Annotated in this window: 24 protein-coding genes; 10 read left to right on the plus strand and 14 right to left on the minus strand. The window is 66.2% G+C overall.

The window, feature by feature from the left end; all coding sequences use genetic code 11:
* Together HCK04_RS26855 and HCK04_RS43780 are read left to right on the plus strand one after the other, a co-directional pair.
* A partial coding sequence (locus tag HCK04_RS26855; protein ID WP_205830757.1) for an RloB family protein occupies nucleotides 1–374 on the plus strand: 374 nt, incomplete at its 5' end.
* Between the two features lie 697 nt (nucleotides 375–1,071).
* Nucleotides 1,072–1,314: a helix-turn-helix domain-containing protein gene (locus HCK04_RS43780; protein ID WP_168066297.1), complete on the plus strand. Its 243-nt coding sequence runs from the start codon at nucleotides 1,072–1,074 to the stop codon at nucleotides 1,312–1,314.
* 79 nt (nucleotides 1,315–1,393) lie between these two features.
* Here the strand turns inward: HCK04_RS43780 and HCK04_RS41410 are convergent, their stop codons facing one another.
* On the minus strand, nucleotides 1,394–2,029 hold the full coding sequence (locus HCK04_RS41410) for a hypothetical protein (protein WP_185949039.1): 636 nt from the start codon (nucleotides 2,027–2,029) through the stop codon (nucleotides 1,394–1,396).
* Nucleotides 2,030–2,376: 347 nt separating this feature from the next.
* On the opposite strand from HCK04_RS41410, the gene HCK04_RS42755 reads away from it, so the two are divergent.
* Together HCK04_RS42755 and HCK04_RS42760 are read left to right on the plus strand one after the other, a co-directional pair.
* Nucleotides 2,377–2,760, plus strand: coding sequence for an HAD hydrolase-like protein (locus tag HCK04_RS42755; RefSeq protein ID WP_260617416.1), 384 nt, complete (start codon nucleotides 2,377–2,379; stop codon nucleotides 2,758–2,760).
* A gap of 80 nt (nucleotides 2,761–2,840) precedes the next feature.
* Nucleotides 2,841–3,086 (plus strand): HAD hydrolase-like protein, encoded by a 246-nt coding sequence (locus tag HCK04_RS42760; RefSeq protein WP_240971845.1) that lies wholly within the window; start codon nucleotides 2,841–2,843, stop codon nucleotides 3,084–3,086.
* 98 nt (nucleotides 3,087–3,184) lie between these two features.
* Here the strand turns inward: HCK04_RS42760 and HCK04_RS26870 are convergent, their stop codons facing one another.
* Together HCK04_RS26870 and HCK04_RS26880 are read right to left on the minus strand one after the other, a co-directional pair.
* Entirely contained in the window at nucleotides 3,185–4,510 is a 1,326-nt protein-coding gene (locus HCK04_RS26870; protein WP_142650183.1) for an ATP-binding protein, read from the minus strand.
* A gap of 464 nt (nucleotides 4,511–4,974) precedes the next feature.
* Nucleotides 4,975–5,946: a hypothetical protein gene (locus tag HCK04_RS26880; RefSeq protein ID WP_142650184.1), complete on the minus strand. Its 972-nt coding sequence runs from the start codon at nucleotides 5,944–5,946 to the stop codon at nucleotides 4,975–4,977.
* A 212-nt stretch (nucleotides 5,947–6,158) separates the two neighbouring features.
* On the opposite strand from HCK04_RS26880, the gene HCK04_RS26885 reads away from it, so the two are divergent.
* Complete coding sequence (locus HCK04_RS26885) at nucleotides 6,159–6,635, plus strand: NUDIX domain-containing protein (RefSeq protein WP_142650185.1); 477 nt, start codon at nucleotides 6,159–6,161, stop codon at nucleotides 6,633–6,635.
* Here HCK04_RS26885 and HCK04_RS26890 read toward each other — a convergent pair.
* The 6 genes from HCK04_RS26890 to HCK04_RS26915 form a co-directional block, all read right to left on the minus strand.
* Nucleotides 6,632–6,772, minus strand: coding sequence for a hypothetical protein (locus tag HCK04_RS26890; protein ID WP_168066299.1), 141 nt, complete (start codon nucleotides 6,770–6,772; stop codon nucleotides 6,632–6,634). The two genes, HCK04_RS26885 and HCK04_RS26890, sit on opposite strands and share 4 nt — an antisense overlap.
* Before the next feature lie 284 nt (nucleotides 6,773–7,056).
* Nucleotides 7,057–7,479 (minus strand): hypothetical protein, encoded by a 423-nt coding sequence (locus HCK04_RS26895; protein WP_205830758.1) that lies wholly within the window; start codon nucleotides 7,477–7,479, stop codon nucleotides 7,057–7,059.
* A 55-nt stretch (nucleotides 7,480–7,534) separates the two neighbouring features.
* Entirely contained in the window at nucleotides 7,535–7,798 is a 264-nt protein-coding gene (locus HCK04_RS26900) for a hypothetical protein (protein WP_142619170.1), read from the minus strand.
* Nucleotides 7,791–8,144 carry a hypothetical protein gene (locus tag HCK04_RS26905; protein WP_142650186.1) on the minus strand — a complete coding sequence of 118 codons (354 nt, stop codon included), beginning with the start codon at nucleotides 8,142–8,144 and terminating at the stop codon, nucleotides 7,791–7,793. The genes HCK04_RS26900 and HCK04_RS26905 overlap by 8 nt, the downstream gene beginning before the upstream one ends.
* A 570-nt stretch (nucleotides 8,145–8,714) precedes the next feature.
* The gene (locus tag HCK04_RS26910; protein WP_142650187.1) at nucleotides 8,715–9,335 is read right to left on the minus strand and encodes a hypothetical protein; all 621 of its coding nucleotides are present in this window, start codon (nucleotides 9,333–9,335) and stop codon (nucleotides 8,715–8,717) included.
* Nucleotides 9,336–9,425: 90 nt separating this feature from the next.
* Nucleotides 9,426–11,102, minus strand: a complete 1,677-nt coding sequence (locus HCK04_RS26915; protein ID WP_168066301.1) for a TIGR02569 family protein — start codon at nucleotides 11,100–11,102, stop codon at nucleotides 9,426–9,428.
* Between the two features lie 126 nt (nucleotides 11,103–11,228).
* Between HCK04_RS26915 and HCK04_RS26920 the strand changes: the two genes are divergently transcribed.
* Complete coding sequence (locus HCK04_RS26920; RefSeq protein WP_142650189.1) at nucleotides 11,229–11,930, plus strand: peptidase E; 702 nt, start codon at nucleotides 11,229–11,231, stop codon at nucleotides 11,928–11,930.
* On the opposite strand, the gene HCK04_RS26925 is transcribed toward HCK04_RS26920, so the two are convergent.
* Nucleotides 11,927–12,571: a winged helix-turn-helix transcriptional regulator gene (locus HCK04_RS26925; protein WP_142650190.1), complete on the minus strand. Its 645-nt coding sequence runs from the start codon at nucleotides 12,569–12,571 to the stop codon at nucleotides 11,927–11,929. The genes HCK04_RS26920 and HCK04_RS26925 overlap by 4 nt on opposite strands.
* Before the next feature lie 69 nt (nucleotides 12,572–12,640).
* Here HCK04_RS26925 and HCK04_RS26930 point away from each other — a divergent pair, with 69 nt between their 5' ends.
* Nucleotides 12,641–13,363 carry a hypothetical protein gene (locus HCK04_RS26930; protein WP_142650191.1) on the plus strand — a complete coding sequence of 241 codons (723 nt, stop codon included), beginning with the start codon at nucleotides 12,641–12,643 and terminating at the stop codon, nucleotides 13,361–13,363.
* 75 nt (nucleotides 13,364–13,438) lie between these two features.
* On the opposite strand, the gene HCK04_RS26935 is transcribed toward HCK04_RS26930, so the two are convergent.
* The gene (locus HCK04_RS26935) at nucleotides 13,439–13,924 is read right to left on the minus strand and encodes a peroxiredoxin family protein (RefSeq protein WP_142650192.1); all 486 of its coding nucleotides are present in this window, start codon (nucleotides 13,922–13,924) and stop codon (nucleotides 13,439–13,441) included.
* Between the two features lie 100 nt (nucleotides 13,925–14,024).
* Here HCK04_RS26935 and HCK04_RS26940 point away from each other — a divergent pair, with 100 nt between their 5' ends.
* Nucleotides 14,025–14,693, plus strand: a complete 669-nt coding sequence (locus tag HCK04_RS26940; RefSeq protein ID WP_142650193.1) for a sigma-70 family RNA polymerase sigma factor — start codon at nucleotides 14,025–14,027, stop codon at nucleotides 14,691–14,693.
* On the plus strand, nucleotides 14,690–14,911 hold the full coding sequence (locus tag HCK04_RS26945) for a hypothetical protein (protein WP_142650194.1): 222 nt from the start codon (nucleotides 14,690–14,692) through the stop codon (nucleotides 14,909–14,911). The genes HCK04_RS26940 and HCK04_RS26945 overlap by 4 nt, the downstream gene beginning before the upstream one ends.
* On the opposite strand, the gene HCK04_RS26950 is transcribed toward HCK04_RS26945, so the two are convergent.
* Nucleotides 14,839–15,513: a TetR/AcrR family transcriptional regulator gene (locus tag HCK04_RS26950; protein WP_168066302.1), complete on the minus strand. Its 675-nt coding sequence runs from the start codon at nucleotides 15,511–15,513 to the stop codon at nucleotides 14,839–14,841. The two genes, HCK04_RS26945 and HCK04_RS26950, sit on opposite strands and share 73 nt — an antisense overlap.
* 96 nt (nucleotides 15,514–15,609) lie before the next feature.
* Between HCK04_RS26950 and HCK04_RS26955 the strand changes: the two genes are divergently transcribed.
* Nucleotides 15,610–16,788, plus strand: a complete 1,179-nt coding sequence (locus HCK04_RS26955) for a hypothetical protein (RefSeq protein WP_205830760.1) — start codon at nucleotides 15,610–15,612, stop codon at nucleotides 16,786–16,788.
* Here the strand turns inward: HCK04_RS26955 and HCK04_RS26960 are convergent.
* Nucleotides 16,678–17,082, minus strand: coding sequence for a hypothetical protein (locus tag HCK04_RS26960; protein WP_142650196.1), 405 nt, complete (start codon nucleotides 17,080–17,082; stop codon nucleotides 16,678–16,680). The two genes, HCK04_RS26955 and HCK04_RS26960, sit on opposite strands and share 111 nt — an antisense overlap.
* 47 nt (nucleotides 17,083–17,129) lie before the next feature.
* Complete coding sequence (locus HCK04_RS26965; protein WP_260617417.1) at nucleotides 17,130–18,221, minus strand: molybdopterin-dependent oxidoreductase; 1,092 nt, start codon at nucleotides 18,219–18,221, stop codon at nucleotides 17,130–17,132.
* Between the last annotated feature and the right edge of the window lie 334 nt (nucleotides 18,222–18,555).

Here is an 18,555-nt window from a genome sequence, read left to right on the forward strand (position 1 = left end):
CGATTGAGCATCCCACGCTGCAAAGGGCGTTGGAGCTGGCAAAGAAGAAGGGTATAAAGTGTGCTGTCTCAAACCCCTGTTTTGAGCTGTGGTTAATACTTCATTGCTGGGACCAGCGTGCCTATCTGACAACGGACCGGGCGTGCAGCTTGCTAGAGGAACAGGGCTCGTGCTGCTACAAGCGCGACGGGAAGAGCTTCGACGCCGTCAGCCTGTTAGGCAAGTATGAGGTCGCCCGGAAGCGTGCGCAGATGCTTGAAGACGCTCACCGTGGGGAGACCAGGTGGGCAGACCGCAACCCCTTTGCGTCTGTGTGGCAACTTGTCGACCTTCTACGCGCTCAAGTCGGTGGCTCGACATACCCAGCCAGGTGACTTGTCCAGCTCCGCTTCATCTAGCGCTGCTACAGGAGGTCCTGTATGTGTTAACCCCAATCATGCGCGCCCATCTGTGGCTGGTTGGGCAGGCCTGGGTGGGATGGGAGGGGCGGTCATCAGAGCGCAAGCGGTGCACACCAGCCTTCTCTAGTTCTCTCTTCGTAGCTGATGAGAGCTTGCGCAGGATGGCAAGGGCCTCCTCTTCCGCCGGCGGGGCGTTGGCCGAGCGGCCCAGCTCTGAGAGCGTCGTACCGATGATGAACAGCAAGTTAGCAAGGTTGGGACGGTAGCGGTTGGTCGGCTTCCGCCAGCTCCCGACGAATAGTGAAGGTCTCCTCTTCCACGTGCAGCGACTCTAGCTGGTCGATGCAGCTCCGAGAGCGTCAGCGCTGAAATCGGTTGCGCTGACCAGCATGAACACGAGATCGTTGCAGAGAGTAGTCGATCGAGTGAGGGAGGTGAAAATGCTGGCAGCGATGGCCCACCTGGCTTCTTTGATGGCGCCCTACATGCCAGACCCGCTGTTCTTCGGCGGCTGATTCATTCGACTTACCGGCATCCTCAAGCTGACAACCGAGGGTGCCGGCCCGCATCCGCAAGCGCTACCTGCTCGTATTGTGCGCGGTGTGCAGCGGCTCGCGATCGTCCCTACGGATACTTCGGATCTTGGAAGACGACTGCCTCCGAGATCGACGTGATCGAGGCCGAGCAGACCACAGCGATCAAACCGTCACTCTTGTCGGGCGAAGGGCCACTGCTACTCAGCATCAAGGACGCCGCCAAGGCACTCGGGATCAGCTACTCAACGCTGTATCAGATGATGAATCAGGGGGACATCGAATGGGTGGCTATCGGCTCGCGCAAGCTCATCTCCCGTGAGCACCTTATGGAGTTCATCAAGGCCAACACCCGCAAGGGTTACTACGTTCCTCGGTGACGGAACGTTCCTGGCTGTCGGCTAGACGGTAGGTGTGATCGCGGCTACCGGATAAGTCGCTGATCGACCGACGTCCCACTCAGGTCCGCACACGCACATCCTCATGCCGGCACGAGTCCCACCACTGTGCACGGTGCTCGTCCCTAGCCGACCATGCGTAATCAGAGAGCGCCTGCCGGTACACCCGTGAGCTACACCGGTTGCACTCTCCGATGACGACAACAAGGATGTCGTCATCGCTGACCACGTGTCCCTCTATTGATAGGCGACAGGCGTAATGGCCTCCCCAGATGGCAGTCCACCGCTCCCCTTCGCCCTCGCGGCGTACCCACTCAGCGCAGCCACATAGCGCCTGCTGTTCAGTGGGCAGTCCCACCTCGTCGGCTATGCGCTTCCGCTTGTCGGCGTAGTACTGACCTTGACCAGGCCGTGTGGTTGACCACGCGCCCCCTATCCCCACAATCAGCGACCACAGGACAACAGCAGCGACACCCGAAAGGAAATCTCCCAGAGAGGCCTTCAAGGCGTCGCGCGCCGCGCCAGCCGCCCATAGACCGAGAACAACGAAGCCGATAAGAGTGAAGCACCCTGCAAAGCTCGCTTTCGGCTGCGTCCACTGAGGGCGCTGCTTACTCACAACATCTGTGTAGCAGTAGGCCACAAAAAAAGGTCCGACCATCAGCGCCAGCACGCCTACCAGCGTTCCGAGAGACACGCACAGGAACAGTACGGGCCGCACATCACAGGCAAGTACCGTTTACGCGTTAGCTGAGAGTCTCCTCGATCGCGGGCTCAGGCGCCGAGGGCAGCCCGAGGATCGCCCGCGATGAGCTGGCGCGTCTGGTAGGACAGGCCATCATCTTCCGGATCGTGTTCGGCCACGGCACCGCCCTTTCCCAGGTCTGCTTCAAATACCCGTAGATCATGGCACTTGACGCTCAGCTCGTCGGCGATCTGCTACACCGTCCACTCCGCTTGTCGTCCTCGCCCAATTGGTCGTAGACCTCGCCGGGTATAACCGCTAGGCGTCCGGAGGACCGTGTTCCTCGTATGATGCGCGCCGTGCAACGGCTTGCGCTCTTTGACCTGGATAACACTCTCGTGAGCCTCGACGGAGCCTTCCGCCTTTGGGTCGCGGAGTTTGTCGAGAAGTACCGCCTCAGTCACGAGGCGGTTGACTGGTTGATCGCTCTGGATCAGGCGGGCTACCCGCATCGTGCTGCGTTCTTCACCAAGGTCCACGACTATTTCGCCCTTTCCGAGTCGGTCGAGGAGCTGTGGGGCAGCTACCGGAAGCGCATGCCCCACCTCGTTCAATGTCGCCCCATGGTGATGGACGGGCTGTCGCACCTCCGCGCCTCGGGCTGGAAGGTGGCAATCGTCACCAACGGGACCGCCGATAACCAGCTGGGCAAGATCCAGCAGACGGGCTGGCCGAGGCTGTAGACGCCTACGCCCTCTCCGGCATCGAGGGTATTCGTAAGCCAGACCGCGGACTGTTTGAGATCGCCGCTACTCGGTGCGGCATGAGTCTCGAAGCCGGAGGCTGGATGATCGGCGACAGCCTCGTCGCCGACATCGCCGGCGGACGCGCGGCCGGACTTCGCACGGTCTGGATCGACCGGGGAAGATGGCTCGATGATGAGCACCAGGCGGACCATGTTGTTCCTGATGTGCTCCAGGCAATGGAGATCCTCAACACGCAAACGGCTGATCTTGCTAACGCGAATGGTAGCAACAAGCCTGGACAGATTTGGACAGCCATGGACTGAGTAACCGGTAGAGCTTGCTAGATGAGGGCCGGAAGACGGGGCATGGACAGTCCTGAGCGTCATGGCCTAGCTCGTACTGGTCACCACGCTAGTTGGACTCACCAAGGACTGAGAGTGCCCAAACGATGCTCCATTCCTAGCAGTCCGGCGTCCAGGGCCGTCTGTACCAGCCAGGTGTTGATCTGCTCGCGTCGGTTGTCTAGGTCGGTAAGGTCGAGGCCAGGGTCAGCGAGCAGATGCGCGCCATGCGAGTTTCCGGCATCGGGAATTACCCGCAATTCGCTGGTGTCGAGAATCTCCGAAACGGGATACTGGGTGACCATGTGCAGGACTCGCGGCTGCGGAATGGCCAGCGGATCCACCTGAGCCAGGTCGGCAATCGCACCCACCACACCCTCGTCAACGAGCGCGGCGATTACCGCATCCATCAGCTTCCCGAGGATAGCGATATCGATTCGCCAGAATGGGAAAGAGATATCCAGTTCACCCCCGTTGACGAAAGTCCGGCGGGTTTCATTGAGGGCGTTCCAGAATCCCAGGCGAGTGACGACATCGAGATGAAGGTATAGATGCGTGGCGGTCCGGCCATAACCGCCCGGCACTTCGGCAGACAACAAGGCTTCGACGGGGACAGGATCGGTGGGTTTCCACTCCGGTGGAAGCCCTCGCCACTGGAGCCTGATTACGCGGGACCGGTTGTGGCCTTGCCGATGGAACTTCCGGATGGTGGCGTCGCCGCCGGACGACGCTAGGTCGGTGAGCACGCCTACCAGGGACGAGCGATTGAGTGCTTCCGCCAACTGGTCGACGCGCTGCTCGCCCAAAGGCCGCCAGGCGGCCCTGGGGTTGATGGCGATATTGAGGCCGGAGCGGACAATGAGATCCACAACCTTACCTCCGTTGCCCGTCCCGTCCTGCGGAAGGTCAGGCGCCCGGATAACCCACGGGTCGGCTTGGATAAGCGTGTCGTTTTCGGCGAACAGAGCGGCTAGTTGTTGCCAACTGGCTGGATGGGTGGTGTTACTGTGCCGAATCGGCGCAGCCCCCTCAACAAGCAGCGGCCGAGGTGGAATGCCTGGCACCACGCGCAGGACCAGCACGTACTTGCCAGAGCCGTCATCCAGTGGGACCGGGACAATATCCGGTACCCAGGGCGGCTCGATGGTGCTGTGACAGTGCTGGGCGACCCGCTCGATCGTCTTCTCCTTGACTCCGGTGATCTTGCGGTCATCCGTAACCCCGACCAGGACCAAGCCGCCATAGGTGTTCGCTAGGGCGGCAACGGCCTTTGCGATGCTGCTGGTCATATCGGCTTTGTACTCGATGGTGGGAGCCTCTGGCCCGACCATCGCCACCAGTCGGCGGACTTGATCGATCGTCACCTCGGAGGGGGCAGCGTGCAGCAGCGCTTGCATCAAGGACATGAGCCCATCATCAGGGATTTGAAGGCAACGGCGCCCACGGTTTCGCCGCTGCAGTGATCCTCTTTCTGGGGGAGACGATGGACAGGACGACCATGACGCCGATGAAGTCCGCGGAGGCCCGAACTACGAGCTGAGCCTTACGCAGGGGCGGCGGAACTTCGCCGAGTTCGGTGCGAGCCGCCGGCAGTACCTTCCCCATGTCCGTCCCCCTCGCTCTGAGGAGTATACCGACGGGTGATCTTGCTAACGGCGTTGCTAACGACGGCTCTGGATGACCATGGACGCCTGTGGAATCAGAGAGTCCGAACACCCTCTACGAACAGTGCTCTCATCGATGCACGCCTGTAGACATCTTCGATCTTGCTGCGGATCAGAAGGCCCTCTCGGCTGGCAATGATCAGACGCTCACCACACAAACCGGATTTGATCCATTCACTCTTGCCCTCCCCGGCTGCATTTAGCGCCTATTGTCGTGCAATTATGTCGTCCCAGCAGTTCCTGCATAGCGTTTCTTCTTCTGTGAACCTTCGGAAGGGTAGGCCGCAGCGCACGCATTCGTCCACATCGCTAAATGCTTCGGCGCAGGCGAAGCAGAAATATTGAGGGGTGTCGGGGGCCGCCGCTACGCGGACATCGTTGACCAAAGAGTTTTCTCCGCATTCGGGGCATACGTTCGCGTAAGGCTCTCCTTTGCGGAACGCGCGGTAACCCTGATCAAGAACGACGGCGACGTAGTCGAGCGGAAGTTCTTGTCTATCCTGCTCGGTGCGGCAGAACAAGCACATAGCGCCTTCGGTGTCGACGACTAGGGACCACTGGCCGCAATGGGGACAGTGGAGCGTTTGCCATGGGGCTCGTGACAGTTCCGGGGCCAGCGCCCGCATACGGGTGGTGACCAAGCTTTGGATGCGGTGCAGGCGGGCCCGGACGACGTCCATCTGGCTGGCTAGGTAGCCGGCCTCGGCGTCGTTAACTACAGGCTGGAGATGTTCCCGGATGAAGTCCAACATGAAGTTCAACACCTCGGCGGCGCGGGCCTCAATGGCCGCCGAAGTGTCAGTGAGTCCGAGATGCTGGAGTCGATTTCGTTGGCGACTTAAATATGAGATCGCTTCTCGGGTGTCGTCCGGAATGTTGATACCTATCTCGGATAGTCGGGCGACCGCGTCTGCTACCGTGCAGCTCTTGAAATCACCTCTGTTGTAGCTGTCGGGGTCGGCCTTCTCTATCTTACTGAAGACAAGTTTCCAATCATCAACAATAAGGCGAGATTTGAGGAGCACTTCAACACCTGCTTGAAGATGTAAAATCGCGTATTTCAGATTTCGCTCAGTCGGGTTCCCATCGAAGTTCTCGATCGCGCTTAGCAGATAATCGACTCCGTTAACGAGAGGGGGGAAGTCGATTCTTGGTTCCTTCTCTCTATGCTCATCCATGCCTCTCGACCCTTCGTGCCCTCGCGCCGTCCCACTCGCTTGTAGGCTTAAGTCATTATATTGACTATAATGCTCGTTGCTGGCCGAAGTGGGATCTCCGGCCAGGGAGATTGTTCCGCCTAAAAGCGGAGTGTAATGGTGGGGGCGTGGTCATCGCCTGCTTTGACAGCTTCGAGCGGTGTGGGAGCGGCCAGGCCGATAGGGTCATAACCATGGCCCGCCGGATCGACTTCTATGACGACCCCGATGCGCCCGAACCTAACAGCCTCGTGCCGTCCGTCAACGTCGTTGTCACCTACGATGCCGGAGAGTTGCTGATGATCCGCCGGTCCGACAACGGCAACTGGGCCGTCCCTGGCGGCGCGATCGACCTCGGCGAATCCCTCCCGCAGGCCGGCGTACGGGAGACCCTCGAAGAGACCGGCGTCTTGTGCGAGATCACCGGCCTTGTTGGCACCTACACTGACCCGAGGCATGTAATCCTCTACACCTCTGACGGTGAGGCCCGGCAAGAGTTCTCCATCATGCTCACCGCTCACGCCGTCAGCGGCGCACCAACCTTAAGCAGCGAATCCAGCGAGGTCCGATGGGTCCCCCGGGATCAGGTCACGGGCCTGCGGATGGACCGGTCAATGCGGTTACGGATCGGCCACTACCTCACGGGGAGCAGCTTGCCGTACATCGGCTAGTGCCGCCTTGATGTGGTGGACGATGGCAGGATGTACGGCATCGAGACCGTGATCGAGCGCCTGACCAGCTGGTCAGGGGTGTAGCGGGAATGGATCTGGGCCATGCGATCGAGGACGTCCAGGTGCTGCCCATCCATACATGTGGTCCCCGGTCAACCAGAACTCTGGTCTCGGACGTGGTGTAAGCGATGGAGATCTTGCAGGTCAAGCTGTAACTACTCCACCTGCCCTGCGCGGGATATGTGCGGGATGATCTTCGCTGGCCAATTTCTTTCACCTGGCTGCGCCGCAGGTCAGGACCAGTGTGGGCGGAGAAACCGTAGTGCTCTTGAAAACCGCTAGGCCGGGTGACCGGTCTCGTGGGTTCGAATCCCACGCTCTCCGCTCTTGTGATGTCGCAAGACATCGGAAACCCTCGAACCTACGGGTTCGGGGGTTTCTTTGTGTACTGGGGTTGGTAGTCGCGGGTGGGGTCGATGGTCAGCTCGCGGAGGAGCTGCCGGGTGGTGGCGTTGACCACGCGGACGTGGAGATCGTCGACGAGCAGGATGACGTGGGTTCGGGCGTGGGTTCGTCCGATGCCGATGTGGTGGAGCCGGCCGCTGATCCGCAGGGTGACGACGCCGGTGTGGTCGACGCGGTCGTGGCGGACCCGGGTGTGGGTGTCGCCGTCGCGGGTGCCGGATGGTTGGGCCTTGGGCCGGGTGCTGTAGGCCGCAGCGGGGGTGGCCCGGTGCGGCAGCGACCGGTGGGTGCGGGGTGGTTGTAGGCGTCGGTGAAGCGGTCGATGAGGGTTTGTAAGCCGGTGATCGTAGTGGGCTGGTCGGGCTGGGCGCGCAGCCATTTTTTCATGGTCTGCTGGAAGCGTTCGGGCCCGCTGTGGTGCGCGCGAGGTGGCGTCAATCCATCCAGGTAACGCGAACGATCAGCACAAGGCGCAGATGCTCCGCAACGATGAAGTTGAGGAAGCCGCGGCCGCCGTACAGATCGAGTGTCCGAAGGCCTCCACCATGCAACGGGCCTCTACCGGCATGGACCGCATCCCTTCCGAGGATTGCGAGTTGGTCGGCAAGCCGCTCGACCTCGAGGATGACGGTCGGGGGAAACCCGGCAATGACATGCTCGGCGTCGGGGTTGTACTCCCAGGTCCAGGCGTCAGTCACCAACTGCCTCTTGGCGTGCGGACGTTGTGATCTCGTTGATCTCGGCCAGGGCTCTGTCCAGTTTGGTCCTGTCGGTCGCGGCGGCGACTTCCGTCTCCAACGCGCGGAGGCGGGCCGCTAGGGCGGGACGACGGTGTATCGCCACGAACTCACCCCACTGCTGTATGAAGTTCTGCAGAGGTGCCACGGTGCTCTGGCGCGCCGCCTGCTCTGTCGCCTGATCGAGGTGGTCGACGAACTGGTTGAGATATGCGGGAGCGATCTGGGCGACTGCTGCCCTGAGGGCGGCGGTGGTAAGTGGCGGGCGGGGAATCAGTGCCTCGTTGTCTTGATGCGGGGTGGGCATCGTTGACCTCCAAGCTGTTACGCCTGCACGCTACCGCCATGACGGAACCCTTCGCACCCTGAAACCGCAGGTCAAAGGTCCGACATGGGTGGGGCCGACTTCCTACGACCGCGGCTGGCGGATTCGGTTGCGCCTCGTCGTCAGAATAGACCTCTGCCGGCTGACGAGCCCGCCTCCAGCTCCGGCGTCGGCTTCAGCGTGCCGTCGGACGATCGACAACCCTGGAGCACCAATGATCAGTAGTGGTGGCTCACTTTCGGTAGAGCCAAGATCTCCCCCTCTGACACGTACTGGCCTATGGTCTGCCATGGCGGACGATCAGCTTGGGTCAGTTCCCCGCCCAGGGACCGCTGGCCTGCCGTCCGTTCCACGAGCATCAGCTTTGGTGGACAGCCTGCGACGGCTGGGGCCTGAAGGCGAGGCGCCACCTTCGCCTCACATCTCGATCAGACGTATTCAAAAAGGTAGGGGCAGAGAGGCTTGATCACGACCAAGCCGGGCAAGGGCTCAATCGTCAGTCCATCCAACGAGATAGACGACTAGATACGGGACAGGCCGGCCCGTCGCGTTTCAACCCTCCATGCACTCCGTGATGCGGGCTGCGAGCTCGCCGAACGTCACGGAACTCGGGGTGATGGTCTGCAGCCGCGCCAGTGACACCCGTGCCTGGGTGCCCAACGCGGCGTCCAGCATCGTGGTCGGGGTGACGTAGAACTCCCACTGGTCCAGGTCGAGCGGGTTGACCGTCGCCTTATCGGTGTGGTGCAGGAGGCAGAAGACGTAGACCCGGCTTGGACGGTGTGGCACCGTCGCCACAGTGTTCGTCCGGGCATCCCATCCCTTGGCGGGGGCGACATTGAACTCGATGCGCGACAGCCGCTGCTGACTCCACGACTGTACGTAAGCCGCCGATTTGACCTCGATGTCCAGCCCGCCGGGCAGCCGCAGGTCGACCGCATCCCACTCCGTGCGAACACCATCGCCGGCACCCATGGCCAACGCAACGATGTACTCGGCGAGGACCCCGCGCAGTCGATTGCTCATCAGGTCGGAGCATGCCCACGCCCAGAAGTCGGTCAGGACGGCACCTGCCGCAGCCCCGGCCTGTGTGAAGGGCTCGGTGCCCGACCTGCGGGGGACGGCGAGCGCGTCAAGCGGCACGCCGCCGGAGGTCGCCTCGAAGTCGAGCATTGCGGATGTCCTTCCGATGTGTAGGTGGGACAGATCGGCCCGGCCGCCCTGACCTCAGCCGGCCAACCCGGCCCGGTTCGGCATTGCGTGTCAGGCCGGTGGTTGTGGGGGTGGGATGTGCAGGAGGCGGGCGGCCCAGGAGAGGGCGACGGTGAGGTGGCGCCGGCGTTGGTCGAACAGGGCCGGGTTGGCGTCGCGCGCCGGGGAGAGCAGGGGTTGTTGCCCGGCGATCAGCGCGGCGTGGGCCGTGGCGTGCGGGCCCTGGTCGGTGTCCGGTGCGGGGCCGCCTTCGGCGTGCAGGGCGACGAGCCACAGATGGTGGTCGAGCCAGGGATCGCCGATCGCCGCCGACGCCCAGTCGGCCAGCACCAAGCGGCCGTCATGCCACCAGAGGTTGGCCGCGCGTACGTCACGGTGGATCAGGCTGTCCCCCTCGACGGGTGCCTCGGCGGCGGCGGCATGGAGCGTGTCCAGGTGTTCGGCCAGCCACCGGCGTGAACATACGCCCATGCGCAGCAGGCGGGCCGGGTCGGCGGCGATGGCCTCCCAGGGATTGGCCATCTCCCGCAACACCGGTACGCCGGACGGCGCGGGCAGCGTGTGCACCTCGTGGAGCAGCTTCCTGGTGGCCGCGACCAGGGGTGCGGTCCACTCGCGGACCCAGTGGTCCTGCTCCAGCATTTCCAGCACGAGCATCGGCATCGGCTCGCGGGTGCTCGCCAGCAGCCGCGGCAGGAACGGGTAGTCACCGAGGGCCTCGTACACCGCCGACTCCACGACAAGTTCGGCGGGTGCGGCGGCTTTGACGAATACGGAACCGTCATCGGCACGGTCGGCGATTCGCGCCACGGAATGCCCGCCCGTGACCGGTCGCAGACCAGTGATCTCGCAGCCCAGCGCGCGGCCGACCGAGGCGGCGATGTCGGCGTCGGTTGCCGGTCCGGTGGTCATGGGCCGGCCGGACACGCGTGACAGCAGCAGTTCGACCACCGGTTCGTTGGCGCGGCGGACCGCCTGCCTGCTGTCCGGGTCCGGCCGGCCGAGCGACTCGGTGACCAGGCGCCATATCAGGGCGCGCAGCAGCAGTTGGTCGATGTCGTCCTCGCCGTCCAGTTCGTCGAGGATGCCGGGCGGTGCGGCCGACCAGGCCAGCAGGTCCACGGCGGCGACCGCCAAGGCGTAGCCCGTTGGCCGCCAGCTGGGTGAGAAGTCGATGACCGCGGGCGGCTGCCCATCCGCGAACAGCACGTTGCCCGCGATGTCACAGTGCACGAGCTGGCTGGGCAGCCGTACCGGCCGGGTGGCGGCGCGCAGGGCCTCCACCAGATCCGACAGTTCCGGCGCCGGCTCGACCTCGGCCTGGTCCCATGCCACCCGCTCGGCCACCGCCCAGCGGTTTCTGCCGCGCCCCAGCCAGCTCGGGGCGGGGACGCCGGCGAGGGCCGCGTGGAAGGCCCGGCCGGCCGCGACGAGCTCCGGCCAGCGCGTCACGGGATCGGGTTCGCCCTCGACAACGGTCCACGCCGCCCATCCGCCGGCGACCCATGAGCCGTCGGCCGCGCGTACGGGCCGGGGCACCCGGAAACCCGGACCGCGCAGATCGGCGAACACCTCGGCCAGCCATGACGCCACCGCCGGACGCGGGGCGGGCTTGAACACCAGCTCACCCGCCTGCCAGCAGGTGCCGCCACCTCCGGGCAACAGCCGCGCGGGACCGGACGGAACCCCGAATGCCGCGCGTACGTCCAGCGGGAGATCATCGGACACCACGCCACCCTCCACACGGGCCCGCGCCGGTGTCAATCGAAATACCACCCCCTGCCACGCCTCTCGGCTCGCAGGTGCGGGCGTTGCCGCCGGTCAGCTCTCGATGAGGACAAGGAGCACTGCCTCATGCCTCACCCCCGAAGAATCGTCCTGCTCGGCGGCGGCTTCTCCGACGACCCCGACACCCTGCTGGACGACTTCGTCCTCGCGACCACGGGCAAGCAGCGCCCGAAGGTCTGTTTTGTTCCGACGGCCAGTGGCGACTCGGCGGGTTACGTCGACCGCTTCTACGCCGCTTTCTCCTCCCGTGACTGCCTGCCCACTCACCTCTCGCTGTTCCGCCGCGAGCACCGCGACCTGCGCGCCCTGATCCTGTCGCAGGACGTGGTGTACGTCGGGGGCGGCAACACCGCCAACCTGATCGCCGTCTGGCGCCTGCACGGGTTGGACGAGGTGCTGCGCGAGGCGTACGAGGCCGGGGTGCTGCTCTGCGGAATCAGCGCGGGTGCGGCCTGCTGGTTCGACGCCTGCCTCACCGACTCGTTCGGCCCGGTGAGCCCTCTGCTGGACGGTCTGGGACTCATCGGCGGAAGCTTCTGCCCCCACTACGACGGGGAGGCCGACCGGCGGCCTGCCTTCCTGAACGCGGTGGCCGACGGCAGCCTGCCGGGCGGCTGGGCTCTCGATGACGGAGTGGCCGCCCTCTTCACCGACGGAGTGCTCACCGAGGCCGTCTCGCGGGTGCCCGGCGCCGCTGTCCACCGGGTGACCGCCACCGCCGACGGCACTGCTGTGGAAACCGCCGCCCCGGTCCGGCAGCTCCGTTAGCGCCCCTTGTCGAAGAGCCGGAAGAACCGCTGGGCCGCGTCGGTGTCACCGGTCACCAGCGCGTCGCCGGCGTCGGCCGCCTCCGCCACCGTGAGGCCGGTGAAGATCAGGGCCCGCAGCGTACGGACGTCGGCGCGCACCGTCGCGTGCGCCTGCGAGTGTCCGCCGCGGGCCACGCTCACCCCGGACGGCGTGGCCATGATGTCGAACGCGTCGACGCCCGCGACCAGCCGGACCGTCAGGGACGGTGTGTCCGGGGCGGGCGGCCGGTAGAAAACCTTGAGCAGCAGCATGAACGCGTCGGTGCTCATCTCGGCGCCGCCCAGTGTCGCCCGGCGCGCGCCCCAGCGGGCCAGCTCGATCAGCACCGGTTCGAGCTCCCGGCCGCTGTCGGTCAGTTCGTAGGCCCGGGCGCTGACCGGCGGCCCGAGCTCCACCCGGCGGACCACCCCTTCGTTCTCCAGCTCGCGCAGGCGCTGGCTGAGCACGTTCTGGCTGGCGTTGGGGAGGGCGTTGCGCAGGTCGCGAAACCTCTTCGGGCCGAAGACCAGCTCCCGCACGATGTGCAGGGCCCAACGCTCGCCGACGACGTCGAGCGCCAGGGCGGCGCCGCATCCGTCCCCATAGCTTCGCTGTGACACAGGTCAACTTTACTCTAGGAGCAACTGGTCCTACTTTAGGAGCAATCAGTGTGAAGTTAGGAGTTAGAGATGGACGCACTGCTCGCCCGCGTCATGGAGGCGCACGGCGGACTCGAACGCTGGAAGAACCTGTCGATTCTCACCGCGCGCATCACCGCCGGTGGTCCCTTCTGGGAGTTCAAGGGTCAGCCCGACTTCGCCGGCGACGACCTGGTGGAGGTGAGCCTCCAGAAGGAGCGCATCGTTCATCGCCGCCCCGAGACCGGCCGTACGGTCGTGTACGACCGCGAGGCGGACCGGGTGACCGTCACCGGCCCGGACGGCGAGGTGCTGGCCGATCTGCCCGAGCCGAGGTCCACCTTCGACGGCCACACGCGGGACACGCAGTGGAACGTGGGTCAGGTCGCGTATTTCCGCAGCTACGCCCTCTGGCACTACCTCGTCGAGCCGTACGTCTTCACCTGGCCGGGGGTCGAGGCGCACGAGGTGGAGCCGTGGACCGAGAACGGCGAGAAGTGGCGGGTGCTGAGCGTCACCTATCCGCCGTCGATCCACACGCACAACGCGACGCAGCTCTACTACTACGACGACTCCGGGCTGCTGCGGCGGATGGACTACCAGCCCGACGTGACCGGCGGGTCGGAGACGGCGCACTACATCCGGGCGCACGAGGTGGTGGACGGCATTCCCGTTCCGGTCAAGCGGCACATCCGCCGGCGCAACGAGGACCGCACGGCGGACCTCTCCTGGGCTCCCATCACGATCGACATCTCGGACGTCACGATCGGTTGAGAGGCCCGGCCGGGCAGGCCGGTGGCGGTCCGGCCTGCCCGGGTCTCTGTCTCTCCTGTCGCCATGGGTGGCAGGTCAGGCGGCGGGCGAGTGCTCCTTGATGTAGCGGATCAGGCCGACGACGTCGTCGGGCACGAGGCGGCCGATCGCGCCGCTGGAGTAGACGCTGACGACGACCCGCCCGGCGGGGTCGAGCACGAAGCCGGTCGACTGGACGTACCGGGGGTCGTCGTTGACGAAGGCGCCGGTCGTGCGAGCCAGCAGGTCCGGGTCGGCGCTGTGGCCGACCGGGAAGTCCAGCCGGAGCGTGGTGACCAGGTCCTTCGTCGTGGCCTCGTCGTCCACCGACAGGGCCACCACCTTGGCCTCGACGCCGCCCAGGGCGTCCAGCGACCGCTGGAAGGCGCGCAGCTGCGCCTTGCAGTAGGGGCACCACGAACCCCGGTAGAAGAGCACGACGCCGAAGCTTCCGGCCAGCGCGTCGGGCAGGCGCAGGGTCTCTCCGTCGATAAGGGTCACGTCCAGATCGGGAAAACGGTCACCAGGGTTGAGTAGCGTCATGTTCGATCCCCCTGTCGTATCGAATTCGGGTTGTCACTGTCTTCGCGTCACCACGGGGCGAGGTCTTACCTCACGAGTTCGGGCGAATAGCATCGGACGTATGGCGGCCGATCACGGCCTCGGGCAACACCAGGCCACCCTCGCCTCTGCCGACGCCGAGTCGGCCGAGTGGCTGCGTACGCTCGGCGGCGCCGGAGCGGAGCGGGAGGCGGCCGTGGAACGGCTGCACGCGATCCTGCTGCGCGTGGCGGGCAACGAGGTGCGCAGGCGTGCCCCGCGACTGCGCCTGTCCGGACCCGAGCTGGACGACATGGCGCACCAGGCCGCAGCCGATGCCCTGCTGGCCGTCATCGCGAAGCTCGGTCAGTTCCGCGGTGAGAGCCGGTTCACCACCTGGGCCTACAAGTTCGCCGTCCTGGAGGTGTCGGCCAAGCTCGGCCGCCACTTCTGGCGTGATCCGGGGGTGCCGCTGGAGGGGGAAGACTGGGAGCGCCTGCCCGACCGGTTCGAGTTCGACCCGGCCGAACGCTCCGAGCGGCGCGCCCTGGTCGACGCGCTGCGCCGGGCCGTGGATGAGGAGCTCACCGAACGGCAGCGCCACATCTTCGTCACGATCGTGCTGCAGGGCGTCCCGTCGGACGCTGTGGCCGTCGAACTGGGCACGAACCGCAACGCGATCTACAAGGCGATGTTCGACGTCAGGCGCAAGCTGCGCGCCGCGCTCGTCGCCCAAGGCTTCCTGGACATCGGCACTGCGAGGCGGTCATGAACGGTTTGGACGAGCTGGACCGGTTCCTGCGCACCGACCCGCGCGACGTGGGCTGCGACAAGGCGCTGGACCTGCTCCACGTGTACGTCGAACTCGTGGCCCGGGACCCGGACGACGCGCGGCGGCGCTACCCGGGGATCGCCGTTCACCTGCGCGCCTGCGGCCCCTGCAACGACGATTTCGAGGGCCTGCTGGCCGTGGTGTCCGACGCGATATAGCGCAGCGCGTGGAGGCAGAGGTCGACGACGGCATCGGCGTACGCGGCGTCGAGGGGCTGCCCCGACACCAGCAGCCGATAGTGGAGCGGCGCGAAGACGAGGTCGAGAGCCGTGTCCGGATCGACGTCGGCACGGACGAGCCCGGCCCGCTGCGCCTCGCGCAGCGCCTCTCGCACGGGTGCCCGCCGGGGCTCGAACCACTGCTCCACCATGGCACGGGCCAGGTCGGGGTCGGTCTGCGCGGCGCCGATCAGTTCCCGTAGCCGGCTTCCCCCGGCCCCGTCCACGTACAGGGTGAGGAATCCGTGCGCGTAGGCGCGCAGGAGCGTGGCGAGGTCGCCGTCGGCGGGAAGGGGGCCGTCGGCGGGGAGCGGGCCGTCGGCGGGGAGCGGGCCGATGCTCACCTTGTCGAGGAACGCCTCGAAGACGATCGCCGCCTTGGACGGCCACCACCGGTAGAGCGTCTGCCTGCCCACGCCCGCCCTGGCGGCGATGCCGCCCATAGTGACCGACTGGTAGCCGCCCTCCACGAACAGGGCGTACGCGGCGTCGAGGATCGCCCGCCAGGACTCCTGGCTGCGGCGGGCGGGATCGGCGGGCATGGGTCCACTGTAGTGGAGACGAGACATCTCGTCTCGTGTATGGTCGTCGCGAGACGAGATGTCTCGTCTCGTCAAAAGCCGTGAAGGAGGCGCGCTGTGACCGGAGACCCCGCGGCCGGAGGCCGCTTCACCATCGAGCGCCGCGACCGCTGGTCGCTGCGTACGCCTGACGGGTCCCCTTTCCTGTCCGTCGGGGTCGTCCACGCGGACGACACCAACCTGCGTTATCCGCACAACATCGGGATCTACCGGACGCGTTATGGCGGGTCACGCGGACGCTGGCTGCGCGAGGGACTGGTGCCGGAGATGACCTCGTGGGGGTTCAACACGATCGGCTGGACCTCGGAGTACGTCAGCGGCACCGGTCTCGCCACGGAGGGCGGCCCCGTCGACCTCGGACACTCGGACGGCCTGCCGCCCGACGAGCTGGCCGCGTCGGGCCTGCCGTACACGCTGTCGCTGCGGGTGGCCGAGATCGAGCTGTGGAACGGGTCGCCGGCCTACCGCGATCCCCGTACGCCTGCCTTCGCGGAGTGGTGCGACCATCTGGCCAGGACGCTCTGCCGCCCGGACGACCCGAACCTGCTCGGCTACTTCCTCGTCGACGTGCCCGGCTGGGGGCCGCACCCGGCGGGCGGCGGCTTCCCGCCCGAGGATCTCCCCGCGATCGCGGAGGCCTACTATCGCGTCGCCACCGAGGCGATCCGGCGGCACGATCCCCACCATTTGATCCTGGGCGACCGCTACGGCACCCGGGCCGGGGTGCCCGAGCCGGTGCTCGACGCCATGGCGCCGTACGTCGACGTGCTGTCGGTGCAGACGTTCCCCCCTCCCGGGCCCGGCCACCTCGACGCGGCGCTCGACCGCATCGAACGGTGGCACGAACGCACCACCCGGCCCGTCCTGATCGCCGACACCGGCAACTGGTGCCCGACGACGATGAGCCCTGGCCGTACGGGGTCCTGCCGTGACCAGCGCGAACGCGGCGAGGGGTACGCGACGGCGGCCGAGGCGTTCGCCGCCCGCCCGTGGTGCCTGGGCTGGCACTGGTGCAGCTGGCTGGAGAACCCCCACCGCGGATTCGGGCTGAAGGACCCCTGGGACGAGCCCTACCGGGACCTCGTCGACGCCGTGACCGAGACCAACCACCGGCTGAGCGCGCTGCTAACCGCGGCGGCGCCGCAGCCGCGTGGCGATCGTGCCGAGCGCCGTCACCAGCGCGACCAGGCCCAGGACGACGAGCAGGTTGCGCCCGTAGTCCAGCGGCAGGAGTGACGGATTGTCGGCCCGGCGGCCGAGACCCGTGACCATCGGCAGGGCGACGAACGACAGCACGGCCGCGACGATCAGCCCGGCCCGCACCCACGGTGGCGTACGCAGCCTCCCGGCGGCCACGCCGACGAGCAGGACGAGCGGCACGAGCACCCCGTCATGCGCCACGACGAAGCCGCCGAACCACAGCGCCCAGCCGAGCGGGTCGCTGTGGCGGGCGTCCACGAGCAGGCCGGTGAGTCCGGTGAGGACCAGGCCGCCGCCGATCGCGTATCCCAGCAGACGCGGTGCGTTCACGCGTCTCGGCAAGCGTCTCGGCAAGCGTCTCGGCAAGCGCGGTGCGTTCACGCCGCCACCACCTTCGACACCCATTTGGTCTGCAGCACGCCCGGCCGGTTCGGCGCGATCAGCCGTACGGGGAAGCCGTGGTCGGGGGCGAGCGGCGCGCCGCCGATCCGCAGCGCCAGCAGCGTGAGCGGGTCGTTCCAGTGCGGTGGCCGCACCTCGCTCGACCGGTAGCCCCCGCCTCTCTCCAGCGACTCGACCGTGAGAACGGCGTCCGGCGCGATGCCCGCCAGGGCGGCGAGGTCGCGCAGCCGGATGCCCGACCACTCGGCCTCGGCGCTCCAGCCCTCCACACAGGCGATCGGCAGCCGCACGGTGTGCTGGGGGAGCCGCAGCAGGTCGTCGTACGCCAGGGACAGCGGCGTGCGCACCGCGCCGGTCACGGTGAGCCGGTATCCCGGGTCGTGGATCACGGTGGTCACGCCCGCCGCCTCGGCGGACTTGTTGACAGGCAGGCCCTGCGGGCCGATGTGCGGGTCGCGCGGCGCCAGCAGGGCGAGCCTGGAAAGCGGCGCGTACGTCTCGCCCACCGTGAACAGCACGGTCAGGCCCGACGCGGCGGCCACCGTGCCGAGGAAGCGGCGCCGCGCCGTCACCGTCTCCGGGGGATCGACCTGCTCCCGCGTCCACAGGTTCCCGCGTATCTTCGCCCACTCGTTGACGACATGGATGATCAGGGCGCCGTACAGGAGATATGCCGTCCAGTAATGCGCGACGGGAAAAGAGAACGGCCACAGGTAAACGTACGAGATGTTCAGCAATCCAGTGACCAACTGGAATAGCGAAGCCCCGACGAGAACGAGCACGAGCGCGCGTTCCATGGCGTGGGAGAGCGACCGGAACGGCGGCCACTGCCACAGCTTCGGATAAACGGTCCAGAGCTTCGCGAAAAGCAGCGGAACCGTCGCAAGCCCGCCGATGACGTGGAGCCCCTGCGTCACCCGATAAAGCCCGACCGGCCGGGACGGCCACGCCAGGCCACCGGGTGGATGCTGCATGAAGTGGCTGATCAGGCCGGTCACGAAGGCCACGGTGAAGCTGATCCCGAGCCACATGCCGAGCCGGGCGGCCACGCGCTCGGAATGCAGCACGCTGCCGAAACGGCCGGGCACACTTCGAAGAAGTGTTTCGGCCCGTTCTCTCACGGCGGAATCAACGACGGAATCACGCACCATGGCGCGGCCTCTTTTCCCGGAACGGCGGCGAACCATGATCCGCGCCGCCCGCGCCGGAAAGGACATTCGGAAGCACAATCGCGACCGTACCGCCGCCCGGCCTCGCGAATGCTTACGGAACCATGACGGGCCGCCGGGAGATCCGGCCGGCGCTGGTCCACGGCCCTTTTCCGTCGGCCGGCACACGCGCCGGCCGGCACGGGCGGGGCGAAGATCTTTTGTCGGTGGCGCCTGTCAGGCTTGCCGTGAA

It is taken from the genome of Microbispora sp. CL1-1 (assembly GCF_012034195.1).
Taxonomy (GTDB): Bacteria; Actinomycetota; Actinomycetes; order Streptosporangiales; family Streptosporangiaceae; genus Microbispora.